Genomic DNA, 25,372 nt, shown 5'->3' on the forward strand with positions numbered 1-25,372 from the left:
TTTATAATCGAGCTTTAAATGAGAAAAATCCCTATAGGTGTTAGTAGTTGTTTAATTGGTAATAACGTTCGTTTTAATGGCGGTAACTGTCATAAATCGTATATAACAGGCATTTATGCAAACTATTTTGATTATAAAGTAGTCTGTCCAGAGGTTACAGCAGGTTTAGGTGTGCCCAGGCCTACTTTGTTTTTAGTCGAAGATACTACAAAAAATTTTTTAGCTGTAAAAACTAGTAAAACGCATAATGATATAACTGATGAAATTAATTTAGGCATTGAGCAAATAATCTCTAAACTGGATACTGTTTATGGATTTATTCTACGAACAAAATCTCCAAGCTGTGGAGTTCAAACAGCAAGAGTTTTTGACGCGCAGCATAACTATACTGGGACTAAGGCAGATGGTATATTTGTTAGAGCATTACGAGAATATGATCCATTATTACCTTTAGAAGATGATGGTAGACTTACAGATAAAACGTTACGTGATCACTTCTTGAGAAGGGTGTTTTGTTACTATGATCTTAAAACTACTTTTATGAATTGTGAAAATATAGCACAAATGATGGAGTACCACTCAAAACATAAAGTTTTGTTACGTTTATATAACAATAAGTTAAAAAAAGAGTTAGGCAATATGTTGTCGGATTGCTCACAAAGCTTAGATCTACAGACACTTAAGAGTAAGTATATGGAAGTTTTTATGCAAGCTATAGATAAGCCTGTAGGAAGAGGAGCTCATTATATGGCTTTACAGAATGTTTTAAGAGAAATAAATAAAAAAGTTTCTAAATCACAACGCCAGTATTTACAAGAAATTCTTAATAAGTACAAAGATAACAAAGTAGCTTGGGATGTTCCAGTAAGTATCATTAAGATGTATTTATTGGAACTTAAATTGCCTTATTTGAATAAACAAAGTTATTTAAATCCTTATCCTGATGACCTTATGATAATTTAAATTTTAATTCTCTTGGGTAGAAACATAGCTACTGGTAGACATATTATTGTAGGTACTAAGATAGTTATAAAAGCATGCTGGTAGCTTGTAATATCATAAAGGTTCGAGCTTGGTATCTTAGATCCATATCTTGATAGAATATAGCCTATTGTTGGTAATAGTACTATAGGTATGAGGTTATTAACTATATTTACACAAGCTGTGCTTGATCCAGAAGCCCCTGGCGGTGATATAACTTTAGCTATAGTGAAAGTAATTGCTTGAGGACCAACCATAGCACCTAATAAAAAATATAAGAGTATAAAGGTATTTCTATCAAGAGGTATATACATTAATATACTTGTAAGAATAGCTAAGCTTGAAAGACTAATAATAAGCATTAGTCTAAACCGATTAGTATAAGCTGCAATTATTCCAAAGATACCAAATCCGACTGCTGCACCTATAAATAAAAAACTATTAATATGAGAGGCTGTAACTTCTGGTATATTCAGTTTTGTTTGGATAAAACTAACTCCCCAAAGTGAGCCTAAAACATTTATGGGCATAAACATAATAGCTCCTACTGTACTAGCAACCCAAAATCTGACATTAGTCAAGATACTTAGTAACCTCAACGTAGCTTGTTTGAAGCTACTTTCATTAATGTGAGAGAACTTTTGTACATGCTTAGGGTTATCTTTTATAAAAATAATTATTAGTATAAAGAGTACTACTCCAAAATAGGTAAATACATTATTACCTTGTCTCCACCCGAAATTATCTACTAAAGTAGATAATACAGTGTCAGTTACTAAGCCTCCTAAAATTCCTACAATAGTTGTAAAACTAATAAATGTTGAGAAAAATCTTTGAGGTAACCACATAGCAGCCATTTTAGCAGCACCAATAAATCCAAATGCTGAACCAATTCCCATTAGTATTCTACCTGTGAAGGCAACCTCATAATAGTTTGTAGCAGAAAATAAATAATTACCTAACACACATAGACCAGTAGCCACACCTATTACAGTCTTGCGATTATATTTATCTATTATAACTCCTGCTGGAATTTGCATTAAAGTATACGAAATAAAATAAGCTGACGACAACCAACCTATTTTTGCACCATTGATATTAAAGGCATCTGCTAAGCTATGCGACATTACCCCAGGGGCAGCTCTAATAAAGAAATCATAGCTATAATTTAAAGTTGCAATTAGACAGATGATCCAAGCTATAATTATTAAAAACTTTCTCTTTGGTAGATGTGATTCGGTATGCATAAAGGTAATTTATAGGTTAAGTAACAACCATGTATAGTAGCTTTTATTCTATAGATTAGCAATATTTAATTTTAACTACTTTTTTTAGGATTAATGAACAAAAAATATTAGATAGTATCTGATGTGATTAAATATGGTTTCTGAAGCTAAATAACTACTTGAATTACTAGTAAAATACTAATGTATCAGAAATAAATTGATCAAGTATTTTACTTATTTTTATACTGGCAAAAAGGTTGAAGATGAGAGGCTATTTGAATTTAATAAGTAGTGTCAAATTTTGACAGCTATAGTTTAATTTAAAACCTATATAATTATAGAGTCAGTAATGGAAAAGGTAGTGAGTTAATATGGGTGAATTTAAATTAATTACCTGTTTAATGTATCAATATAAAAGTTAAGGAATTAATGGTTATTCAAAATGTATAGCGTTTTATTGCAAATAAAAAAAATCAAGAACTTAGATCTTGAGAAAGTAAATATAGCTAGTGTCTTAGGAAATAGATATTTTAACGTTTTTAGTTTAAACCCAGGTGACAATGAGTGGAAAGAATATGTATCTAAACATAAACATGCTTGGTATTTAACAGAAGAAATTAACAATAAAAGACGTAAAATAACTTTACATTTTAAGCCTGGAAGTATAGATATAACTCTATTAATATTAGACCTCGGCTACGATGGTCTTAGACATTATATATCTAACACTAGAACAATGTGTTGCGTCCTTGGACAGCGTACTGTGGAAAATGCACTAGAGCCGTATGCGTTAAAAATTATCGATAATAAAAATGAACAAATATACCAACAAATAAGTACTCAAAAAACATCATCCGTTTTAAATTTGTTCAGTGATCAAGAGGATTGTGGTACACCAACGTTTCGTGGCTTGAAAGAAAAATGGTATCAAGAGCAACAGAATGCTGAGAAGTATCAAGAACAACAGTTTATTGGTGGAATAACTATTGGAAGAGGAAATGAAGCACAGTTTCAACCTTATTCACATGATTTGTTACCTTATTCACATGATTTGTTACCTTATTCACATGATTTGTTTAGTACGAGGTTTGATAATAAAACCGTGCATGAGGAAATGAAACCTACTCAATCTATCCCAAAAAAAGACTTTGAGTATAGCTTTGTTGTAGATTATAGTGCAAATGAAAAACAGTGCGTAATTTATGAAATTCAAAGTTTACATTCTTCTAGTATATACCAGGGAGATGAAAAGTTTAAACCAAGATACGATAAGTTTTTTATAAATGAAAATAATATTGATGTTCCAGGGGTAATTGATTACGATAAGTGCCTACAGAGAGCAGCAATGGCAGCTTTCAACCTGCCAGATAAATTTTACCCTAAATTTATGTTAATAAATAGACAAGGTACACTTGGAGAGCAATTCGATAAAGGTGAAATAAATGAATTAAAGAGTTTCTATGAAGAATCTAAAAGGCAGGCTGTACAAAAGCGTGAAGGTACAAGAGGAAGCGCAAATAGATTTTACCATGGAAATGACCCTGATTCGGTATGTCGTGATTTAGCTTCGGGGTGTCTTCATGTAGGTGGTATGAGTTTCGAACATATGATTATGTACGGGTTGGAGAAACATCAAAGTTATGATTACTATCAAAGGCAGCAAAACAAAATTAATAAATATGGAAATGACATAGGTGGTCACAAGATAGCGTCTAAAGAAGTATTTGATTCTCGCAAGCCAACATCTAAATCAGGGGTATACCTTAGGGATATAGTCTTTTATAATCCAAGGACGACATCTATAAGAGTATATAAAGTATATAAAACTATTATAGGTGATATGAATGTCACTACAGATAACCATTCTGGAAAAGGGTTCCTACAAGATAGATGGTATCTAACGAACTTAGATCCAGACCAAACTGGTATAAAAATGGATAAAAGTAAACAAAAAAATCCGCATGTTTGGGAAATGTATGCACAAGTAGGAAAGTGGATTGAGAGGATATGTGGTAATTTAGGTAAGAATGAAAGATATAAAAATTATGGGTATCCTGAAAAGGAATTTGCGCATCCAGATCATAGTTTCCAAAATACTTTTTTTGATAAAGATTCTTTGGCGAAACATTGTTTAAGTGAAGTCGATTTAGAAAGAATTATAGAACAATTGCGAGATAAAGGAGTTTCAATTTCAGGTTAAATTGTGGAAGTTCTAATGCTGCTCATTAGATAAATTATCGATAATTTTTTGTTGTTCTTTTTCTTTTTTAACAGCGAGAGTTTTATCTTCGGCTATGTACATGTACACCACAGGTAAAACGAATAATGAGAACATTGCTCCTATCACTAGCCCACTAGAAATAACAACACCTATACAGTTTCTACTAATTGCACCAGCTCCGGAAGAGGTTACAAGTGGTATAACACCTACAACCATTGCTGATACAGTCATAAGTATTGGTCTAAGACGTTGGGATGATGATTTCACAATAGCATCATATTTGTTAAGACCATCTACTTTTTGTAAGTGGTTAGCAAACTCAACTACCATGATTCCTTGTTTTGAGATCAATCCTATTAGTGTTACTAAACCTAGTTGTGTATATATATTTAATGAGGCCCAACCAGCTCCTAAGTATTGTCCTAGATACAGAGGGATTAAAGCGCCAGATATCGCCATTGGTATTGTTACAAGGATTACTAATGAATCTCTAAAGCTCTCAAATTGAGCTGCTAAAGCTAAGAATATAAGAATAATAGCAAAACCAAAGGCAACCATCATGGTGTTACCATTTTCAATATATTGACGCGCAGATCCTGAGAAGTTGTAAGAGAATCCTTCAGTAAGTTCACTTTTTGCTAACTTCTCAACATAGTCTATAGCTTGACCTTGGGTCACCCCTGGTGACATAACAGCGGAAATTGTTGCAGAGTTGAGCTGTTGGAAAGTGTTTAATGTAAGAGGTTGGCCTTCTGTATGAAAACTAAGTAAGGCTGATAATGGTAACTCAGAGTTAAACAGATTATCAGTAGCATCTGAACGGATATAAATATTGCTTAGTTGCTCTTGGGTGAGCATTTCATTACGGGCTAACTGTGGGATTACCTGGAAACTATAACCTTTCAAAAAGAAGTAATTGATGTAGCCTCCAGCATATGAATAACTAAGAGTTCTAGCGATATCTGACATAGTAATCCCAAGCATACCAGCTTTTTCACGATCTATATCAATATCTATAACAGGGTTATCAAATTTAAGGTCACTTTGAGCAAATACAAACAAACCACTTTTCATCATCTTACTAATTAGGTTATTTGTCACTTCATTTATAGCTTCATAGTCATTGATGCTTTGAATAACTAATGACATAGGTGCACCACGTGGTATTCCTGGAAGAGAAGGTGTTTGGTATGTATAAGTTTGAATACCTGGAAGATCTGTAACTTTTGATTGGACTATATTTGCAACTTCACCCTGAGAAATGGTACGATCATCCCATGGTTTCATTATAAAGCCACCAAATATTACATTTGAACCCATAACACCATTTAGTATAAAGACATTTTCTTTACCAGGGGTTTCATCTAATACTTTTTCAAGTGGTTTACTAAATGTTTCTAAATAGTTAATGTTGGCTGATGAGGGAGTTGTACCCATTATACCTAAAAAACCTTGGTCTTCATTAGGAGCTAGCTCTGATTTAACACCTCTAATCATAATAAAACAACTAGCAAGGACTATTATACCAACTATAGCTATTGCTGGCTTAATTTCTAATATGAATTCTAGGAGTGCTTTATATTTAGCTGTTAATTTACTAAAAAACTTATCTATAAAGACAACCAGTTTTGAGCTCATCATTTCACGGTTAAGTACTTTAGAGCACATCATAGGAGAAAGTGTATAAGCAACAAGCCCAGATATTAAAACTGAACCAGCAAGAGAATATGCAAACTCTGTAAATAGCTGGCCTGTAAATCCACCCATCATCCCAATAGGGGCGTACACAACCACCAAGGTTAATGTCATTAATATTACAGGATTAGCTATCTCACGAGCCCCTTTGATAGATGCAGCAAAAGGTTCCATACCTTCTTCGATGTGTCTATAAATATTTTCAAGTACTACAATAGCATCATCAACTACTAGACCAATAGCGAGGATCATGGCTAATAAGGTCAGCAAGTTTATTGAAAATCCCATAATCTTCATAAAGAAAAAAGCTCCTATGATAGATAACGGAATAGCAATAATCGGTACGATAATAGCTCTAAGTGAGCCTAAAAATAAAAACATCACAATTGATACAATAATTACAGCTTCTATTAAAGTATGTATAACTTCATCAATTGAGCTTTCTATATAAAGAGTACTGTTATAGGCAATATCGACATCTAGACCATTTGGTAAGCTTGCTTTTATACTTGGCAGCTGATCAACGAGTTTACTTATTACCGTAAGGGGATTCTCTTCTGGAGAAACTACAGCACCAGCCAAAACAGCATTTTTATTATCAAAAGTTACAGATGAATCATAATCCTGTGCACCAAGTTCTACTTTAGCGACATCTTTTAATCTGATTATTTGATCACCAGATTTTTTTATAATCAGGTTTTCATACTCTTGAGATGATGACATGCTTGTTTCAGGATTAAGAGTATAATTTAGGTATGGTCCTTGAATTTGTCCGCCAGCAGAAACTAAGCTATTGGATCCAACTGCTGTTGCTAGCTCAGTTGGAGTTATTGCATATTCTGCCATATGTTCTTTATTTGGGTATATACGCATAGCGTATGGTTTAAACCCCCAAATGTTAACATCTGTTAACCCCCCCTGAGCTAGTAGTTTAGGTTTTAGTTCAGAGTTTACATAAGCTGATATCTCAGATGTATTCATAGACTTACTGGTAAAAGCAAGTATCAAAGAGGGGAAATTATCAGCTGGATTTAATTTAATCGAAGGAGAATAGGCATCTTGAGGAAGCCTATTTAATACAGCATTGACGTTCTGGACTACTTCTGATAGTACATCATTAGAATTATACCCAAGTTTAACGTATACAGTAATACTACTAGTGCCTAAAGCAGACTCAGAAGTCATGTAGTCGATACCTTTTGAGGTGCCAACAGATGATTCAAGGGGCCTAGTTACAAACGCTTGGATTGTAGATGGGTTAGCTCCTGGATAACTGGTTGTTATGGTTATTGTTGCACTATCTATATACGGATATTGTCTAATCTGTAATGTGAAAAAAGAGCCAATACCGACAACGATAATCATAAAGCTTATTGAAAGTGATAAGACTGGTTTTCTGATAAAGGTATCAATAAGTTTCATTACTGTATCCCTTCGTCGTAGATGTTATTGTCTATTTTCACATCATTATTTATTACAGCGTTGGTACCTTTACGAACTTTGTTTTGCCCAGATGTAACTATCGTAGTGCCAGCTTTAAGTCCAGATACTAGAGCTAAGTTATTCCTGGTCTCTAGAACTTGTATGTTTACTTGGCCTACTTTATATAAGATTTTATCTGTATTTACAGTTTCCATGCCCCCATTAGCAGTTGATGTATAAGAGGCTTTTTGGGGTTTACCATCTGGGTCAAGTGCAGGTTTTAAAGTATATACAGATTCACCATATAGACTATAAGAAACAGCATTTCTTGGTATAACTATAGAGTTTTCCTTTGGTGGTAAGTTTACATGGACTGTTAGAAACATGCCTGGGAAAATCTTACGATCAGGATTATCGTAAGTAGCTTGAACCATGATTGATCTGTTTGTTTGGTTAATAAATGAGTTCATGGCAGTAATTTTTGCTTTAAAAGTTTCTCCTGGAAAAGAGTCTGAGTAGAAGCTTATTTCTTGACCAACACTAATTAGACTGACTTTGTTTTGTGGTACTGGGAAGGTTATAAATATAGGATTTATTTTTGTCAATGTAGCTGCGCTATCTCCATTATTAAAATACTGACCTAAGCTTATATTTCTAATACCTATCTTACCATCAAAAGGTGCTCTGACTACTTTGAAAGCTATTTGGGATTCAATATTTTGTACTTGTGCTATATTAGATAAATAATCAGCATCAGCTTTATCAGCAGTCTCTTTAGAAGTTGCTTTTTGTTCAGCTAGTTGATCATATCTATCTTTAGTTAATTTAGCAAGTTTTAGTTTTGCAAGAGCTTCTTCCAAATTTGCTTTTAATTGACTTGTGTCAAGCTTAAAAAGTAGATCTCCTTTTTTCACTTCTTGGCCACTCTTAAAATGTATTTCGCTGACAATACCACCTGATTGAGATGATATTTCGGTCGATTGAACAGCTTGGGCTTCACCAATAGTATTAATGATTTGCTTCCACTGTGTTTCTTCAACTACAGATGAAGTTACAGCTACTGGTTGAGGCACATACGATGCCATCCCATGTTTGATTAAGCTTTGTACAAAGCTTGTAAAGCTAAATATTCCTCCAAATATTAAAGCCGCTCCAACTACAACAGCAATAGATGCAACTTTTTTATCCTTTAGTCTTGAAAGTTGTTTCTGTATAAATCCCAATTGAAATATAAAGTATACAATAGCTATTGAAACACCAACGTTTCCCAAGAGTAGCCAGGTTAGTACTAAAGTTGTTCCAGCAAAAGCTAAATAATTTTTTTTACTAGCATGAATTTTCTGTTTTATATTGGACAGAATTTTTTTGTAATCTAACATCTATTTTTCTACCTTTTTAAAAAGAATCATAAAAAAAGAAATTGCATTTATGATTAATAAACTTGTAAAGAACATTAAGCTATAGACTGCTAAGCTGATACCAGAAATTTCCTCAGAAATATCAGAGCAATTTTCTACAGCACCTGTAAAAGCTTTTGTAGCCTGGATGATCAGAGTATTATCTAACATACCACATGGGCTGTCATATGTTGATGCATTTATTGGAAAATACTGGATATATGTTTGATATGCAGCTACATAAAGTCCCGCGATAATAACTGCGAAAATAATAATTCTAATTATCAAAGAAAAAATAACGGGCTTTTTTTTAACCCACCCTAAGATACTAAAAATCGCTATTGTAATTACACTAAATTGCTGCAGCAAACACATAGGACATGGCTTCCAATTTAGTACTATAATTGTAAATACAATAATTACAATAGCTACCGCACAAACTAAAGTATTAATTGGGAATATTAAATTATCAAACCTTTTCATTTTTTAAATTCAATAAAATATATTATTTACCGGTTCAAACATTAAATTATTGTATCATAAAAAATATAGTTTTTGACAATATCTAAATGTAGTTGATAAACTCTTGCTCTGAGCAGGTTTGTCGGTGTTGAGTTTACTAGGCATTTAATATCTGATTTATTTATATCTGAAACTAATTTTTTAAGTAGCTTAAGTTTAGTTATTGGCTTGTATATATTTTCGTCTCGGTGCAAAATTTTTGTTAAACGTAAATATGCTTTCATGGTTTTGCTAAATAGACACTTATCTCTTAATAGGTTTGCATTTTTTAATAGCGATAAGATTTTTTTCGGATCATTTTTTTCTTTAGATTTAAGTATGGTGTGGATGTTATTGACAGCCACTATTAATTTATATTGATTATTCGTTAAGAATAATTCTTTTCTAATGCTGTGTAATAGATTTTGATCTATGTTAAAGAAAGTTAAAGCTATCTTTATATCAGTAGTTGCTAACCTGTATAAATTATGGTAAAAAAAGTTTCCAGAAGGTATTAAGCTTAATTGTTTATGAATACTAGGAAAGAGTATTTCTAAAGATTTTAATTCATTTAGTGACTCAAAAAAAACTCGAGGATTTTTTAGTGATTTTACAAACTCCATATACAGTCTTGCTTTTGCTATATGTAGAAGCTCGTCAGACTCTAATATGTTATTGACGACCTTTTTTGTTTCATCTGCTATTTGAAAATTAAATTCACATAATTGTGTTTTAAGCCTAGCTAATCTAACCACTCTAAGCGGGTCTTCACAGAAGGCCTCTGAAGTATGTCTGAGAATTTTATTTTTTATATCTTGCTGGCCATTAAAAGGGTCAATGATATTGTTGTTTTCGTCTAAAGCGATTGAGTTAATAGTTAAGTCACGTCGTTTTAGGTCCTCTTCTAAGGTTGTAGTTACAGAAAATTCTGGCTTAAAACCGTGATAGCCTTTAGAAATTTTACGTTCTGTCCTAGCTAGAGCATATTCTTGTTTTGTTATGGGGTGGATAAAAACTGGAAAGCTTGATACCACTTTTTTAAATCCTAGTTGCTGCATTTTTTCTGGAGTAGCGCCGACAACTACCCAATCTTTATCTTTTGGAATTAATCCAAGTAACATATCTCTAACAGCACCACCTACTAGATAAGTTTTCATCGAGCTAAAGCTAAGGTTATTTGTCTGTTTATGTTAACAGAAAAAAGTGTATAATGTTGATTTATGTATTTAGGTTTTTCGGTGCTTTTGTACCTTTTTAGCAGTTATATGGCAAATTTAATAGATAAGATAGAGTTAAAGGGTTCCTCTAGTAATCTTTCAGGCAACGCAAATAAAGAAAAGGTGACAGCACTTTATAAAAGATTACTTAAGCAAGTAAGTCATCTATGGTATTTTTTAGTGCTTGCCGCGATTGGTAGTATCTTTTTTTCAGCAGCTGATGCTGCGATGATTTATTTGATAAATCCAATTTTAAACTATGGCTTTGGGCCTGATGGGGATATCACTAAACAAAGTGGCCAAATATTAATGTTGATGGGTTTGGGCATGGTAGGACTGCTGGGGTTAAGATCTATAGGCTCTTTTATTTCACAGTATTTCATAGGCTCCTTAGGGCAAAAGGTTGTATATAAGTTTAGAAAAGATATATATAAAAGATTTACAAACCTACCTGCAAGTTTTTTTGATAAGCATTCCATAGGGCAAATTATATCTAGATTATTATATAATGTTGATCAAGTAACAGAAGCTACTTCTACAGCAGTTATTACTGTGGTTCAAGATGGTACTTTTGTAATTGGCTTGATAATAGTAATGGTAGTTTCAAGTTGGCAATTATCTTTATTTTTGATTATAGTTGGCCCTTTTTTGGGTTTATTTATAACATTGATAAATAAAAAATTTAGAGCTTTAAGTAGAAATACTCAGTCATCAATGGGGGATGTCACGCATACTGCAGAAGAGACACTTAGAAATTACAAAGAAATAAGAATTTTTGGAGCAGAAAAAAAGCAAGAAAATAAATTTTTTAAAAATTTAGATTATACATATTCACAACAAATTAGAACTATAGCTTTAGATGCGCTGACTTCTCCTATTATACAAATTATTGCATCATTAGTTTTGGCTTTTTCATTATTTACCATTGCAATGTTTGGGACTAATGAGAGTGGCACTTCGTGGTTAACGGCCGGTTCGTTTGCTTCATTTTTTGCAGCAGCTGCGGCTATATTAAAGCCTATTAAAAACTTAACTAAAGTAAATGTTGTTATTCAAAAAGCTGTAGCAGCTACAGAAGATATTTTTTATATACTTGATTATCCAAGTGAAAAAGAGACTGGAAGTAAAGAACTAACGAAGGTTAAAGGCAACGTTAGTATTAAGGATTTAAGTTTTTCATTTGGTGATCAAAAAGTGTTAGACGGTGTAAGCGTAGACATTAAAGCAGGTGAAACAGTAGCTTTTGTTGGTAGATCCGGTAGTGGAAAAACCACCCTTACTAGTGTTATATCAAGGTTTTATACACAACATAATGGAGTTGTTTATGTTGATGATGTTGATAGTCGTGATTTAACGTTAAAAAACCTACGTTCTCATTTATCATTGGTTTCACAAAATGTACATCTATTTGATGATACTGTTTATAATAATGTAGCATTTGGTACAGATAGAGATGTGACGGAACAAGAAGTTATAGATGCTTTAAAAAAAGCTAATGCTTATGAGTTTGTAGAAACTTTGCCAGAAGGTATACATACTGGTATAGGTAATAATGGATCTAAGCTCTCAGGAGGACAGCGCCAGAGATTATCTATAGCTAGAGCATTATTAAAAGATGCTCCAATACTTATATTTGATGAAGCTACAAGTGCTTTGGATAATGAATCTGAAAGAGTAGTTCAGCAAGCTCTTGAGAACCTGACTACTTCACGTACAACTATAGTGATAGCACATAGGTTAAGTACAGTTGAAAACGCTGATAAAATCATAGTTATGGATAGAGGTAAAGTCGTTGAAAGTGGTAAGCATCAAGAGCTTTTAGAAAATAATGGATTGTATAGCAAGTTGTACCAATCAGGACTTAAGTAAGCCAAATGTTAGATAAAATATGGTATCAGCGAAAGACGAGCGTTGTGAGTTTTTTACTAAAACCATTATCAGCTGTTTTTTCAAGAGTTGCTAATTTTCGTAAAACCAAGCAACTTCAGTTTCAGTGTGGGTCTAATATACCTGTTATTGTCGTTGGCAATATTTCTGTAGGGGGTACCGGTAAAACACCTGTAGTTAGGAAGCTAGCTGAAAATTATCTTAGACAGAATAAGAAAGTAGCTATCATAAGTAGAGGTTATGGTGCTAAATCTGCTGAGTATCCTTTTGAAGTAAATAAAGATACTCTTTTTGGTCAGTGTGGTGATGAACCTGCTATGCTTTATGATTCTTTAGGTGGTAAAGTGCCTATAGTTATCAGTCCTAAAAGGATAGACTCTGTTAGGTTTATTGAAAAAAAATACCCTAATACAGATATAATAATTAGTGATGATGGCTTACAGCATTATAAATTAGCTAGAGATTATGAGATAGTTGTTGTTGACGCTACACGTATGTTTGGTAATAGTTTGTGTTTACCAGCCGGACCACTAAGAGAGCCTATAGAAAGGTTAAAATCAGTAGATAGTATAATAGTTATTGGCCAGTGTGATCTAAAGGACAAAGAGTTCTTACTATCTTATAATCAAAATGTTTTTTTTACTAAAATTATGGCTACTGAGTTTGTAAATATTACTTCAGCCAAGCGTGTGCCTATAAAAGATTTTGGTAAAAAACCAGTAGTTGCTGTAGCAGGTATTGGTAACCCGAATAAATTTTTCACTAGTTTAGAAAATTGTGGATTAGATATGGTAGATAAAAAAGTGTTTAAAGATCATCACAACTTTAGTCAAGAAGATTTTTCTATTATTGGTGACTCACAAACTGTAGTAATGACATATAAAGATGCTATTAAATGTAAAAACTTTAGTAAAGAAAATTGGTGGTATTTGGATATCGATTTAGAATTATCTCTAACTGACTTAAGTATATTTAACTAAGCTTAAGACATTAAGTGTTTGCTAAACTGGGCTATATAGATTACTATTTAGCTTGATAAAAAATTTTATAAAATTCTCATGAAAAAAATAGTCTTGGTTGATGGTTCGTCATATTTGTTTAGAGCCTTTCACGCGCTACCAAAGCTTACTAATAGTCAAGGTGAGCCTACAGGGGCGATCTTGGGTGTCATCAATATGATTAAAAAGCTACCAGTAATGTATCAAACAGAATACGTTGCCGTAGTGTTTGATCCTAAAGGTAAGAGTTTTCGTCACGAAATTTACCCAGAATATAAGGCAAACCGTAAGGCTATGGATGACGAATTAAGAGTTCAAATCAAGCCTTTACATGAAATAATCAAAAAAATGGGTTTTCCTCTTATTATCAAAGAAAACGTTGAAGCAGATGATGTGATAGGTACTCTAGCAAAACAGCTTGAAGCTCAGGGCTATCAAGTGGTTATATCTACGGGTGATAAAGATATGGCTCAGCTGGTAAGTGAAAATATAATGTTATATGACTCAATGAAAGACGCTATAACAGATATTCCCAAAGTTTTAGAAAAGTATCAAGTTGAACCTAGCCAGATTATAGATTATTTAGCTTTAATGGGAGATTCTTCAGATAATATTCCTGGTATTCCAAAAGTTGGTCCAAAAACAGCGGTTAAGTGGTTACAAGAGTATAAAAATATTGAGAACATTATAATAAACAAGGATAAAATAGCAGGCAAAGTTGGTGAGAATTTGCGTGACAATATTGATCTTCTTAGGTTATCTTACCAATTAGCTACTATAAAGCGTGATCTTGATCTGAATATTCCTATAAATGAGATAAAATGTAAAGAAATGGATAAAGAAGCTTTACATGAATTTTTTGTAAGGTATGAATTTAAATCTCTTCTAAAAGCTCTAGATATTGGTGTAGAAACTGTTGAAAGAAAAACCGTAAATATTAATTATAAGACGGTTTTTACAGATAAAGAGTTAGAAGATTTGGTGAAAACTTTAGAAACTAAAGAAGGTTTTGCGTTTGATACTGAAACAGATTCATTAGATACTTACGAAGCAAACCTGGTAGGGCTTTCTTTTTGTGCTGAAGAAGGCCAAGCATATTATATCCCTTTACAACATAGATATCTTGGAGTGCCGCAACAGCTTGAGTTAAAAACTGTATTGGAGTCCCTAAAACCAATATTTTCTAACATAAAGAAGTTTAAAGTTGCTCATAATTTTAAGTTTGATGAAAAAGTTTTATCAAAATATGGAGTCGATATTCAAGGAAGTGTTCATGATACTATGATTATGTCTTATGTACTAAAAAGTAGTGGTAAGCATGATATGGATAGTATCTCCAAAGAGTATCTTGGTGTAGAGCCTATTCCTTATGGTGCAATAGCTGGGACTGGTAGAAACCAGCAAACTTTAGACCAAGTGGAAATCGACAAAGTAGCTAAGTACGCCGCTGAAGATGCAGATATTACTTTCAGGTTATATAAGTTTCTAAAAGTTTTATTAGAAAAAGAAGAGACACTTAATAAGCTGTATTTTGAAATAGAAATGCCATTGACCCTAATTTTAAATCAAATGGAAAAGCTAGGCGTCAAGATAAATGCTGATAAGTTAATTAGACATAGCCAAGAATTAGAGAGTAGTATAAGAGAGCTAGAAAAAAAGTGTTTTGAGTTGTGTGGACAAGAGTTTAATTTATCTTCTCCAGTGCAATTAAGAGAAGTACTATTTGAAAAAATGGGGTTGCCAGCAGTTAAAAAAACAGCAAAAGGTCAAGCTTCAACCTCTGAAGAGGTGCTTACACAATTAGCTCAAGAATATGAAGTGGCTGATTTAATTATGAAATATCGTCATCTTTGCAAGTTAAAAAATACTTATACTGATAAGTTGCCAGCTATGCTTGATAAGAATTCAAGAGTACATACCTCATATAATCAAACGGGTACTGTAACAGGTAGATTATCTTCATCTGACCCTAATTTACAGAATATTCCGATTAAAAGCACTGAGGGTAGAAAAATAAGAGAAGCCTTTATAGCAGAAGAGGGTAATTATATAGTTGCAGCAGACTACTCACAGATAGAGCTTAGGATTATGGCACATTTATCCAAAGATGAAAACCTTCTTAAAGCTTTTAGGCAGGGCTTGGATATACACCGTGCAACGGCTGCAGAGGTTTTGGGCATAAGCATAGCTGATGTAACAAGTGAGCAAAGAAGAAGAGCAAAAGCTGTAAATTTTGGTTTGATTTATGGGATGAGTGCGTTTGGATTGGCGAAACAGCTAGAAATTTCTAGAAATGAGGCTCAAGAGTATATAGAAATATATTTCAGTCGCTACCCGGGGATCAAAGAATATATGAACACTGCAAAAAAAGTTGCTCAAGAAAGTGGCTATGTAGAGACTATATTAGGAAGAAGGTTGTATTTACCAGAGATAAACGCGAGAAACGTTATGCAACGTAACGCTGCTGAAAGAGCTGCTATTAACGCACCAATGCAAGGTACAGCAGCAGACATTATTAAAAAAGCAATGATAGATGTTAATACTAAGCTTATACAAGAATACAGTAAAGACGTTAAAATGATAATGCAGGTTCACGATGAGCTTGTATTTGAAGTTACAAAAGATAAGATGGATGATGTCTGCAAGCAGATAAAAGGTATAATGGAGCAAGCTGTCATGCTTAGCGTGCCACTTGAGGTAAACGTAGGATTTGGCGATAACTGGGATCAAGCACACTAGACTTATTTTGTGGGATATCTGCTAAAATTTTAGAGTGAGAGTGAATCATATCAATTAAGTAGTCAAAAGAAGAGCTTTAAATTATAGTTTTAAATTGGTGTAGAGTTTTGGTTATTAATAGTTATTAATGGGTTTAAAATAGTGAATAACAAATACGTAAATAAGTTCGTTAACATTATTAAGTTACATCAAGGTGTTATTTATGTTTACTAGAAAATTGAGGTTAATAAAATGTTATTAGTTATGGATGTGGGTAACTCACATATTCACGCAGGTGTTTTTGATAGTGATAAATTAATTAATCAAACACGTTATGCTACAGCTTCGGCTGATTCAACTTCTGACCAGTTGGGTGTATTTTTACGACAAGTTTTACGTGAGAATAATATTGATCCTAATTATATAACAGGATGTGCAATTTCCTCAGTGGTGCCACATTTAAATTATTCACTTGGGTCAGCAATCATAAAATATTTCAAGCTAAAACCTTTTTTTGTGAATATGAATCTTAAACTAAACCTTGATATGTCTGCCGTAGAGGCACATCAAGTAGGAGCAGACAGGCTAGCAAGTTGTATAGGAGCAGTTGCTGACTACCCAGATAAGGATTTGATTATAGTTGACCTTGGTACTGCAACTACTTTAGATGTTGTAACTAAAGATCATAAATATTTAAGTGGTTGCATATTACCAGGCGTTAAGCTATCTTTGAACGCTTTATGTCAAGGAGCTGCTCAATTACCGTCAGTAACAATTATTAAGCCCAATAAGGCTATAGGTAATGATACAATCACAAACATTCGTTCGGGGTTGTATTTTGGACATCTTGGGGCATTAAAAGAACTCAAGAGTAGGGTTATCGAGGAAATAGGTACAAATGATGTGTATACTATAGCGACAGGTGGTTTTGCTAATTTGTTTAAAGATGAAGACATCTTTGATGAAATTTCACCAGATTTGATTTTACGAGGCATAAGGATAGCTTTTTTAGGAAATATTGACAATAAAAGTTAGTTGCCAGGGGTTTATATGTTGAGAAATAAAAAGGTTGTAATCTTGCTTTTTGATTCTTTTGGGATTGGTCAAGCTCCAGATGCTGCAGAGTTTGGTGACCAAGGGTCTGATACTTTAGGGCATATAGTTGATTACTTTAAAAACAATGGTATGAGTATTAGTTTGCCAAACTTAGCTAAAAAAGGCTTAAAAAAAGTTGCAGAACATAGTCGTGGCCAAGCTTTAGCTTTGAATATAGCAACTCAAGGTGATGAAATTGAAAACTCTAAGTACGGGTATTGTGCCGAAATTAGTAGAGGAAAAGATACTCCAAGTGGCCACTGGGAGTTAGCAGGTGTACCTGTAACATTTGATTGGTATTATTTTACACCTAAAAGTGAACAAAGTTGTTTTGACCAAGAATTTATAGATAAATGGGTTGAAAAAGCAAAGTTAAATGATGGTTTTATAGATGCAGGACATGCTTCAGGAACTGAAATTTTAAAACAATATGGTTGCGAAAGCTGTGTTACAAAAAAACCTATAGTTTATACGTCCGCAGATAGTGTATTTCAGATAGCTGCTCATGAAGATTATTTTGGATTAGAACGGTTGTTAGAGATATGTAAGATAGCTCGAGAAACGCTTAATGAAATGAATATTAAAGTAGGGCGTGTAATAGCTAGACCATTTGTAGGGGAGTCAGCAGACGAGTATGTGCGTACAGGTAATAGAAGAGATTTTTCTATTTTGCCTCCAGCACCAACCTTGTTAGACAAAATTATTAAGAGTGGTGGTAAAGTTATTTCAATAGGCAAAATAGCTGATATTTATGCTAACCAAGGTATATCTAAAAAAATTAAAGCAACAGGTTTAGAAGAGTTGTTTGATCAAACTATAAAAGAGTATGCACAAGCTGAGCCAAATAGTCTTATTTTTACTAATTTTGTTGATTTAGACTCAAGTTTTGGCCATCGTAGAGATCCAAAAGGTTATGGTAGAGCATTAGAATATTTAGACTCTAGAATTCCTGGTTTAGATAGTATATTAGATGATGATACTATAGTCATCCTTGCAGCTGATCATGGCTGTGATCCAACTGCAGCAGGAACAGATCACACTAGAGAATATGTGCCTTTCTTATTGTGGGGAAAAAATATAGAGTCAGAGTTTATAGGAGCTAGAGAAACTTTTGCAGACATTGGGCAAAGTATAGCTGATTTTATGGGAGTAGAGAGTTTAGAGTATGGTAAATCAGTTTTTGAGAAAAAGTAATGATTAGTAAACAAAAAATAGTATCCTTAATAGATTTAACGCAGTTAGGTGATAATGATACAGATCAACAAATTGTTGATTTATGTTTAAAAGCAAGAAATTCACTTGGTACAGTTGCTGCAATTTGTATTTATAAAAAGTTTATTCCATTGGTTAAAAAACAGCTTGGGGAGGCTTTTAGTGTTGCTACAGTAGTTAACTTTCCTCAAGGTAATTGTTCTATAGAAGAAGTTCTAGCTGAAACTGCAGAAGCTTTAGAGCTAGGTGCTGATGAGATTGATCTAGTAATAGATTATAAAGAATATTTAGAAAAAGGTTTTTCTAAGAAGTCATGTAAAATGGTTTCAAAAATCAAAGAGCTCTGCGGTGATAAAATTTTGAAAGTTATAATTGAGTCAGGGGAGCTTAAGTCAGATGCGCTGGTACATAAGGCAAGTCAAGACGCTATAGATAATGGAGCTAATTTCGTTAAGACTTCTACTGGAAAAGCACTGGAAGGTGCAACGATTCAGGCAGCGAAAGTTATTCTTCAAACAATAAAAGAAACTAAAAAAACAATTGGATTTAAAGCATCTGGTGGTATAAGAGACTATGAGCAAGCAGTAGAATATATAAAGTTAGCACAAGCGCTCTTTTCAGATGATTATATCGATCCAAAAACTTTTAGATTTGGAGTCAGTAGTTTATTGGATAATTTATTAACAGATGGTGGATGTGTAAAGAATGGTTACTAAACTTTTATTTTTTGTATTAGATATTTTAGCAATTTTTTTATTAGCTTATATTTGGAGCAGTGATAGAAAAAAAATTAGATATAACTATTTATTATTAATCCTTATAGTCCAAACCAGCTTAGCTTACTTTTTTTTAAAATCAAACATCGGTGAAAAAGTTATTACTGTAATTGTTGTTGGGTTTAGTTATTTGCTAAATAGTGCTAATGTAGGGACAAGATTTATCTTTGGTTCGTTAGCTGATATGGATGGGGGGCATATTTTCTTTTTTTCAGTAGCGATGCCGATTATTGTTATGTCTGCTATTATTGGTATTTTACAATATTTAAAAATATTACCGGTTCTAATAAAGTTGGTTGGATTTGTACTATCAAAAATAACAGGAATGGGTAAGCTAGAGTCTTTTAACGCTGTTAGTTCCCTTGCTGTTGGCCAATCGGAAAATTTTATAGCTTATAAAAAAATAATAGGTCACCTTCCTTCAAATGTATTATATACAATGGCAGCAACAGCTATGTCTACAGTTTCACTTGCTATAGCAGGTGCGTATATGGGGATGTTGAGTATAGAAAATGGTTTTGATCCTAGATATGTGGTTGTAGCTATGGTTATGAATATGTTTGGTACCTTTTTTGTACTAACAATTATAAACCCATATGAGAAATCAGAAGCTTTTGATTATGATAACTTACATATTAGTTTAGAAGAGAATATTGAGAAGCAAAGTTTTTTTGAAATGTTGGCTGAATACATCTTAGACGGATTTAAAATAGCTGTAATTGTTAGTGCTATGCTTATCGGTTTTATAGCATTATTAAGTCTTATAGATATTATATGCAAAGCAGTTCTTGGAATCACTTTTACGGGTATTCTAGGCTATATCTTTTATCCTATAGCATGGTTGCTGCGTATTCCAGACCAAGAATTACATCTTGCTGGTGAAATCATGGGAACAAAATTGGTTAGTAATGAGTTTGCAGCTATAGATCTTATGGTTAAAAAAGGAGTTGAGCTTACTATTCACACAAAGGCTGTCTTGTCAGTATTTTTAATATCGTTTGCTAACTTTAGTTCTATAGGCATTATCATAGGGGCTATTCAAGCTGTTAGTAAAAAAGCCTCTATCAAGGTGGCAAAGTTTGGCTTAAAAATTGTATACGGAGCTTCTATAGTAAGTTTCCTATCGGCTACTGTGGTTGGTCTTTTTGTTTAGTAAATAGGGGATTGCTAGGGAATGCAAGGTAAATTTCTAGTTATAGAAGGTTTGGATGGAGCAGGTAAAAGTACTGCTATACAATTTATTCAAAATTTTTTTGCTGAGAAAAAAATCCAAGCTATTTATACACGAGAACCAGGTGGTACAAAGATAGCTGAAGAGCTAAGAAATCTTGTTCTGCATAATAAGTATGACGAAGAAATTCACTCTGACGCTGAACTGCTGATGATCTATGCCGGCCGCGTGCAACATTATAGAAATTTAATCCTACCAGCTTTAGAGCGAGGTGTAAATGTTGTCTCAGATAGGTTTTACTGGTCTAGTTTCGCTTACCAAGGTGGTGGTAGAGGTTTAGACTTGGCAAAGATAGAAGCTTTAAATAGTAATTTTCTTGGTAATTGTGAGCCTGATTTAGTTATTTACCTAGATATAGAACCTTTAGTTGGGTTGCAAAGAGCAAAAAAAGTTGATTCTCCAGATAGAATAGAACAAGCTGGTTTAGAATTCTTCGAAAGAACAAGAAAGGTATTTAAGAAACTCGTAAACAAATCAAATAAGGCTGTAGAAATAGATGCTAGTTTACCGTTAGAGGAAATACAAAAAAGAATCCATCAAGTTTTAAATGAATGTTTTTAGTTTTTAAATTATAAAATATTTAGTAAACTCTTCTAATTAAAATAAAGCCAATTAGTTTATTTAAATTATTATGAACAATATTCTTAAAGAGATCGCTAAACGTAGAACTTTTGCAATTATTTCTCACCCTGATGCAGGTAAGACAACCATAACTGAAAAAATGCTTCTTTTTGGAAACGCGATAAAAACGGCAGGTACTGTTAAGGCTAAGAAAAGTGGTGTGCATGCAACCTCTGATTGGATGGAAATGGAAAAACAAAGAGGTATCTCAATAACTACTTCAGTTATGCAATTCCCTTATAATGATAGAATTGTTAACTTGCTTGATACTCCGGGCCATGAAGACTTTTCAGAAGATACATATCGTACTTTAACAGCTGTAGATTCAGCTTTGATGGTTGTTGACGCTGTAAAAGGTGTTGAGGATAGAACTATTAAGTTAATGAATGTATGTCGCTTAAGAGATACACCTATAGTGACATTTATGAACAAATTTGATAGAGATACACGAGATTCTTTGGAACTGTTAGATGAAGTTGAGAATATTCTTAAAATCAAATGTGCTCCTATGAATTGGCCAATAGGTATGGGTAAATATTTCAAAGGTGTTTATGACTTATACAATGATGAAGTAACTCTTTTTGAGGGTGGTCATGGTCATGAGATTTATCACTACAAAAAGATTATTGGTCTAGAGAATGCTAAAGATGCTATAGGCTCAGATCTTTACGAAGATCTCGAGATGGAGATAGAACTAGTACGGGGTGCAAGTCATAAATTTGATGAGCAGGAATTTTTAGAAGGGAAACTCACACCAGTTTATTTTGGTACAGCACTTAGTAATTTTGGAGTCAAAGAAATGATGGATGGCTTCACTAAGTATGCTCCAGCGCCGCAATCTAGAGAGACTGATCAGAGAGTAGTTAAAGCCTGTGAGGAAAAACTAACTGGTTTTGTGTTTAAGATTCAGGCAAACATGGATGATAAACATAGAGACAGAATAGCATTTTTTAGGATCTGTTCAGGTAAGTATGAAAAAGGTATGAAAATATATCATGAAAGAACAGGTAAAACGCTCCAAATCTCTAAAGCTTTGACATTTTTAGCAGGAGAAAGAGAACAAGTTGAAGAAGGATTTGCTGGTGATATTATTGGTTTGCATAATCACGGAAGTATTCAAATAGGTGATAGTTTTACTCAAGGTGAAAAATTAAAGTTCAAGGGTATACCAAACTTTGCACCAGAAATTTTTAAAAGAGTTAGACTAAATGATCCATTAAAAATGAAAGCTTTACAAAAGGGTTTAGTTCAGCTTTCAGAAGAAGGTGCTACTCAAGTTTTCAAGCCAGCTATTTCAAATGATCTTATTTTAGGAGCTGTAGGGGTGCTACAGTTTGATGTGGTAGCACAACGTTTGGCCAGTGAATATAATGTTAAGTGCTCTTATGAAGGGGTTAACGTAACATTGGCTAGATGGATTTTTTGCAAAGATGAAAAAAAACTTAATGAGTTTAAGAAAAAATATGAAGTAAACTTAGCTTATGATGGCGCCGGTTATTTAACTTACTTGGCACCTACTGGAGTGAATCTACAGCTTGCCCAGGATAAAAACCCAGATATTATATTTAGTTCGACAAGAGAGCATTAATGGGACTGTTGCAAACTAAAATTATATGTTTCTAACTGTGTTAAAAATATTCTCAAAATGCTCATTTACTACGTGTAAACTGGGCTTTTTCGAATATTTTTGCCTTGTTATCACCCATCTAATTCCAGCTTGCAACAGCCCCTTAATTATCAAGGGCTTTTTAAGTGCAAAAAATATGCTATAATTTTTTAGTCTTTATTAGAATAAATTTAGGGTCGTTAGATGCTGGGAAGTGTTAAGAAAATTTTCGTAGCAAGCGTTGTTGTAGCTGTTACTAATCTATCGTTTGGGATGGAAATATATACTGTTAAACCAGGTGACTATTTGTATAAGATAGCAAAATCACACGTTATCGATGGTGTTAATAGCTCAGAATTAATAGATGCTATTAGAGGTATAAATAAAGCTGAAATACCTGGTATTGTTGATAACAGAATAAAAATTGGTGATAAGTTAGCTTTACCAACAACAAAATCAGAGGTTGAAGATGGTTTAGCACTTGCTAGAAATCAAATTTTGCATGGTTCTTATGAAAGCCAACAAGATAATTCAACTAGTAACCAAAATTTACCAACAGTAATAAACACAACCGAACAAAAGCTTGGTGATAGGCCAACGATAGATACAAGTTCGTCTACTGAAAACATAAGTACTTCACAAAACGCAATTAGTAGTCAAGCAACAATACCCTCTTTGATCCCTGACGATAGTACTTCAACTATTGTATATAGTGATAGTCTAGACTCCAAAAATATCCAAACGACGGAAGATTTCAGTAGTGAACAAGGTCGAGGTTCTATATTTGGTAGCATATTTAAATTAATTTTAAGTTTACTGATTTTAGTTACGTTATCTTTTGTGGCAAAGAAAGTATGGGAAAATATAAGTTCTAAAAAAGAGCTAGAACTGGCACTTATATCAAAGAGAAAGAGAGATCATCTTATGTCGCGTATTTCTCCGGTAGTATCAGACAGGGATTTTTACAAAACGCAGCAAACTTTACAAAGTGAGTTTGATTTTTTTAATGATAATCCTACAGATAAACAAGAAGAATTAGTTACAAAAACGCCAGAGTTTTATTCAAGAGATAGCTTAGATGTATCACCAAGTGATGGGGTAGAAGAATTTGGTGAGAATGATAAAAGTATAGTTGTTAAGACCGAAAAAGGGATAGTATTTGAAACCAACGTTAATGATAAATTTAATGTTAACACAGAAAATTCAGTTGAAGAGATAGACTTAAAAGAGAATATTGAACAAGAGTTGCTATATGTAAAAGAATTAGTGGAACAATATTTAGATAGTGAGAAATACATGGAGGCTAGTATCACTATTCAAGATTCTTTAGAGAAAGATCCTAATAATATTGATTTGCGTTATAAGTTACTTGAAGTTTATGCAAGAGCAAGGGATGAAATAGCTTTTGAAGGAGAGGTGCATTTTATTAAATCTAAAAATATCGTCAGTATGTTTGACCCTTTACATCAAAAAATTGCTAAGCTTAGGGATAAATATTTCGAATAACACTTGTTTATAAATAATCGTATAGATACTAACCTCCAAGGTTTTAATAATGCTCTTTAGAAAAAAGAAACAATCAGAAGATAATAGTCTAGAACAAAAACCAAGCAATAAAGGCTTATTTGCAAGACTACAGTCTGGACTGTCAAAGACAGCAAGTAAATTTGGTAATAGCTTAAATACCCTTTTAATGGGCCAAAAAGTTGTGGATGAGGACCTTTTAGAGGAGCTGGAGACGCAGCTTTTAACAGCAGACATCGGTGTTGCAGCAACAGATGAAATTATTGCGCATCTAAGAGCTAAGATTTCTAGAAATGAGCTACAAACAGCAGATATGCTTAACCAGATTATTAAAGAAAAACTTACAGAAATACTTCTGTCTTGTCAGAAAGCTTTAGTAATAGATACTAGTAAATCTCCATATGTGATACTTGTTGTAGGAGTTAATGGTGTTGGGAAGACTACAACTATAGGGAAACTGACTAAAAAACTTCAGTCTGAAGGAAAAACGGTTATGTTAGCAGCTGGTGATACATTTAGAGCAGCAGCAGTGGAGCAATTACGTGAGTGGGGTGATAGAAATAACGCTCAGGTTATCTATCAAAGAGAAGGTGCTGATAGTGCTTCAGTTATTTATGATGCTATTAGTTCAGCAAAATCTAAAAATATAGACGTTGTGATAGCCGATACAGCAGGTCGATTACACAATAAAGATAATTTGATGCAAGAGCTTAAAAAAGTAGTTAAAGTTATTAAAAAACTAGATGATACAGCGCCTCACGAAGTAATGTTGGTGCTAGATGCAACTACTGGTGGTAACGCTCTTAACCAAGCAGAAGCATTTAATGAAATTGTGAACCTATCTGGTATAACAATTACTAAACTTGATGGAACAGCTAAAGGTGGTATTGTTTTCTCAATAGCCAAAAAAATGTCTTTACCAATTAGATTTATAGGAGTTGGTGAAAAAATTGATGATCTTCAAGCTTTTAATGCTGAAGGTTTTACAAAAGCTTTATTTTAATTACATATGAAAAGCTTAGTTTATACCAATTCCAACACATA

18 protein-coding genes are annotated in these 25,372 nt (G+C 33.2%); 13 read left to right on the forward strand and 5 right to left on the reverse strand.

Annotated features, from left to right (window positions below; translation table 11 throughout):
* Positions 1-18: 18 nt before the first annotated feature.
* The gene (locus E4K63_RS01120; protein ID WP_133941484.1) at positions 19-963 is read left to right on the forward strand and encodes a YbgA family protein; all 945 of its coding nucleotides are present in this window, start codon (positions 19-21) and stop codon (positions 961-963) included.
* Here the strand turns inward: E4K63_RS01120 and E4K63_RS01125 are convergent.
* Positions 960-2,228 (reverse strand): MFS transporter, encoded by a 1,269-nt coding sequence (locus E4K63_RS01125; RefSeq protein WP_133941486.1) that lies wholly within the window; start codon positions 2,226-2,228, stop codon positions 960-962. The two genes, E4K63_RS01120 and E4K63_RS01125, sit on opposite strands and share 4 nt — an antisense overlap.
* 421 nt (positions 2,229-2,649) lie before the next feature.
* Between E4K63_RS01125 and E4K63_RS01130 the strand changes: the two genes are divergently transcribed.
* Positions 2,650-4,407: a hypothetical protein gene (locus tag E4K63_RS01130; protein ID WP_133941488.1), complete on the forward strand. Its 1,758-nt coding sequence runs from the start codon at positions 2,650-2,652 to the stop codon at positions 4,405-4,407.
* Between the two features lie 12 nt (positions 4,408-4,419).
* Here the strand turns inward: E4K63_RS01130 and E4K63_RS01135 are convergent, their stop codons facing one another.
* The 4 genes from E4K63_RS01135 to E4K63_RS01150 are packed head-to-tail and all read right to left on the reverse strand — an operon-like array spanning position 4,420 to position 10,600.
* Positions 4,420-7,545 carry an efflux RND transporter permease subunit gene (locus E4K63_RS01135; RefSeq protein ID WP_133941490.1) on the reverse strand — a complete coding sequence of 1,042 codons (3,126 nt, stop codon included), beginning with the start codon at positions 7,543-7,545 and terminating at the stop codon, positions 4,420-4,422.
* The gene (locus tag E4K63_RS01140; RefSeq protein ID WP_133941492.1) at positions 7,545-8,924 is read right to left on the reverse strand and encodes an efflux RND transporter periplasmic adaptor subunit; all 1,380 of its coding nucleotides are present in this window, start codon (positions 8,922-8,924) and stop codon (positions 7,545-7,547) included. Before E4K63_RS01140 ends, E4K63_RS01135 begins: the two co-directional genes overlap by 1 nt.
* Complete coding sequence (locus tag E4K63_RS01145; protein ID WP_133941494.1) at positions 8,925-9,425, reverse strand: disulfide bond formation protein B; 501 nt, start codon at positions 9,423-9,425, stop codon at positions 8,925-8,927.
* Between the two features lie 41 nt (positions 9,426-9,466).
* Complete coding sequence (locus tag E4K63_RS01150) at positions 9,467-10,600, reverse strand: tRNA nucleotidyltransferase/poly(A) polymerase-related protein (RefSeq protein ID WP_133941496.1); 1,134 nt, start codon at positions 10,598-10,600, stop codon at positions 9,467-9,469.
* Positions 10,601-10,708: 108 nt separating this feature from the next.
* Here E4K63_RS01150 and msbA point away from each other — a divergent pair, with 108 nt between their 5' ends.
* The 11 genes from msbA (at position 10,709) to ftsY (ending at position 25,331) form a co-directional block, all read left to right on the forward strand.
* Positions 10,709-12,529, forward strand: coding sequence for a lipid A export permease/ATP-binding protein MsbA (gene msbA, locus E4K63_RS01155; RefSeq protein ID WP_133941498.1), 1,821 nt, complete (start codon positions 10,709-10,711; stop codon positions 12,527-12,529).
* Positions 12,530-12,534: 5 nt separating this feature from the next.
* Complete coding sequence (gene lpxK / locus E4K63_RS01160; protein WP_133941500.1) at positions 12,535-13,527, forward strand: tetraacyldisaccharide 4'-kinase; 993 nt, start codon at positions 12,535-12,537, stop codon at positions 13,525-13,527.
* Between the two features lie 78 nt (positions 13,528-13,605).
* Complete coding sequence (gene polA / locus E4K63_RS01165; RefSeq protein ID WP_133941502.1) at positions 13,606-16,284, forward strand: DNA polymerase I; 2,679 nt, start codon at positions 13,606-13,608, stop codon at positions 16,282-16,284.
* A gap of 231 nt (positions 16,285-16,515) precedes the next feature.
* Positions 16,516-17,298, forward strand: coding sequence for a type III pantothenate kinase (locus E4K63_RS01170; protein WP_133941504.1), 783 nt, complete (start codon positions 16,516-16,518; stop codon positions 17,296-17,298).
* Positions 17,299-17,313: 15 nt separating this feature from the next.
* A complete protein-coding gene (locus E4K63_RS01175) occupies positions 17,314-18,552 on the forward strand; it encodes a phosphopentomutase (RefSeq protein WP_133941506.1) in 1,239 nt (412 codons plus the stop codon).
* On the forward strand, positions 18,552-19,286 hold the full coding sequence (deoC, locus tag E4K63_RS01180; protein ID WP_133941508.1) for a deoxyribose-phosphate aldolase: 735 nt from the start codon (positions 18,552-18,554) through the stop codon (positions 19,284-19,286). Before E4K63_RS01175 ends, deoC begins: the two co-directional genes overlap by 1 nt.
* Positions 19,276-20,499 (forward strand): NupC/NupG family nucleoside CNT transporter, encoded by a 1,224-nt coding sequence (locus tag E4K63_RS01185; RefSeq protein ID WP_133941510.1) that lies wholly within the window; start codon positions 19,276-19,278, stop codon positions 20,497-20,499. Before deoC ends, E4K63_RS01185 begins: the two co-directional genes overlap by 11 nt.
* 21 nt (positions 20,500-20,520) lie before the next feature.
* Positions 20,521-21,138, forward strand: coding sequence for a dTMP kinase (tmk, locus tag E4K63_RS01190; protein ID WP_133941512.1), 618 nt, complete (start codon positions 20,521-20,523; stop codon positions 21,136-21,138).
* A 70-nt stretch (positions 21,139-21,208) separates the two neighbouring features.
* The gene (locus E4K63_RS01195; protein ID WP_133941514.1) at positions 21,209-22,786 is read left to right on the forward strand and encodes a peptide chain release factor 3; all 1,578 of its coding nucleotides are present in this window, start codon (positions 21,209-21,211) and stop codon (positions 22,784-22,786) included.
* A 222-nt stretch (positions 22,787-23,008) separates the two neighbouring features.
* Complete coding sequence (locus E4K63_RS01200) at positions 23,009-24,310, forward strand: LysM peptidoglycan-binding domain-containing protein (protein ID WP_133941516.1); 1,302 nt, start codon at positions 23,009-23,011, stop codon at positions 24,308-24,310.
* Positions 24,311-24,359: 49 nt separating this feature from the next.
* On the forward strand, positions 24,360-25,331 hold the full coding sequence (gene ftsY / locus E4K63_RS01205) for a signal recognition particle-docking protein FtsY (protein WP_133941518.1): 972 nt from the start codon (positions 24,360-24,362) through the stop codon (positions 25,329-25,331).
* Positions 25,332-25,372 lie beyond the last annotated feature (41 nt).

Origin of the sequence: Allofrancisella inopinata (assembly GCF_012222965.1) — a bacterium.
Lineage (GTDB): Bacteria > Pseudomonadota > Gammaproteobacteria > Francisellales > Francisellaceae > Francisella > Francisella inopinata.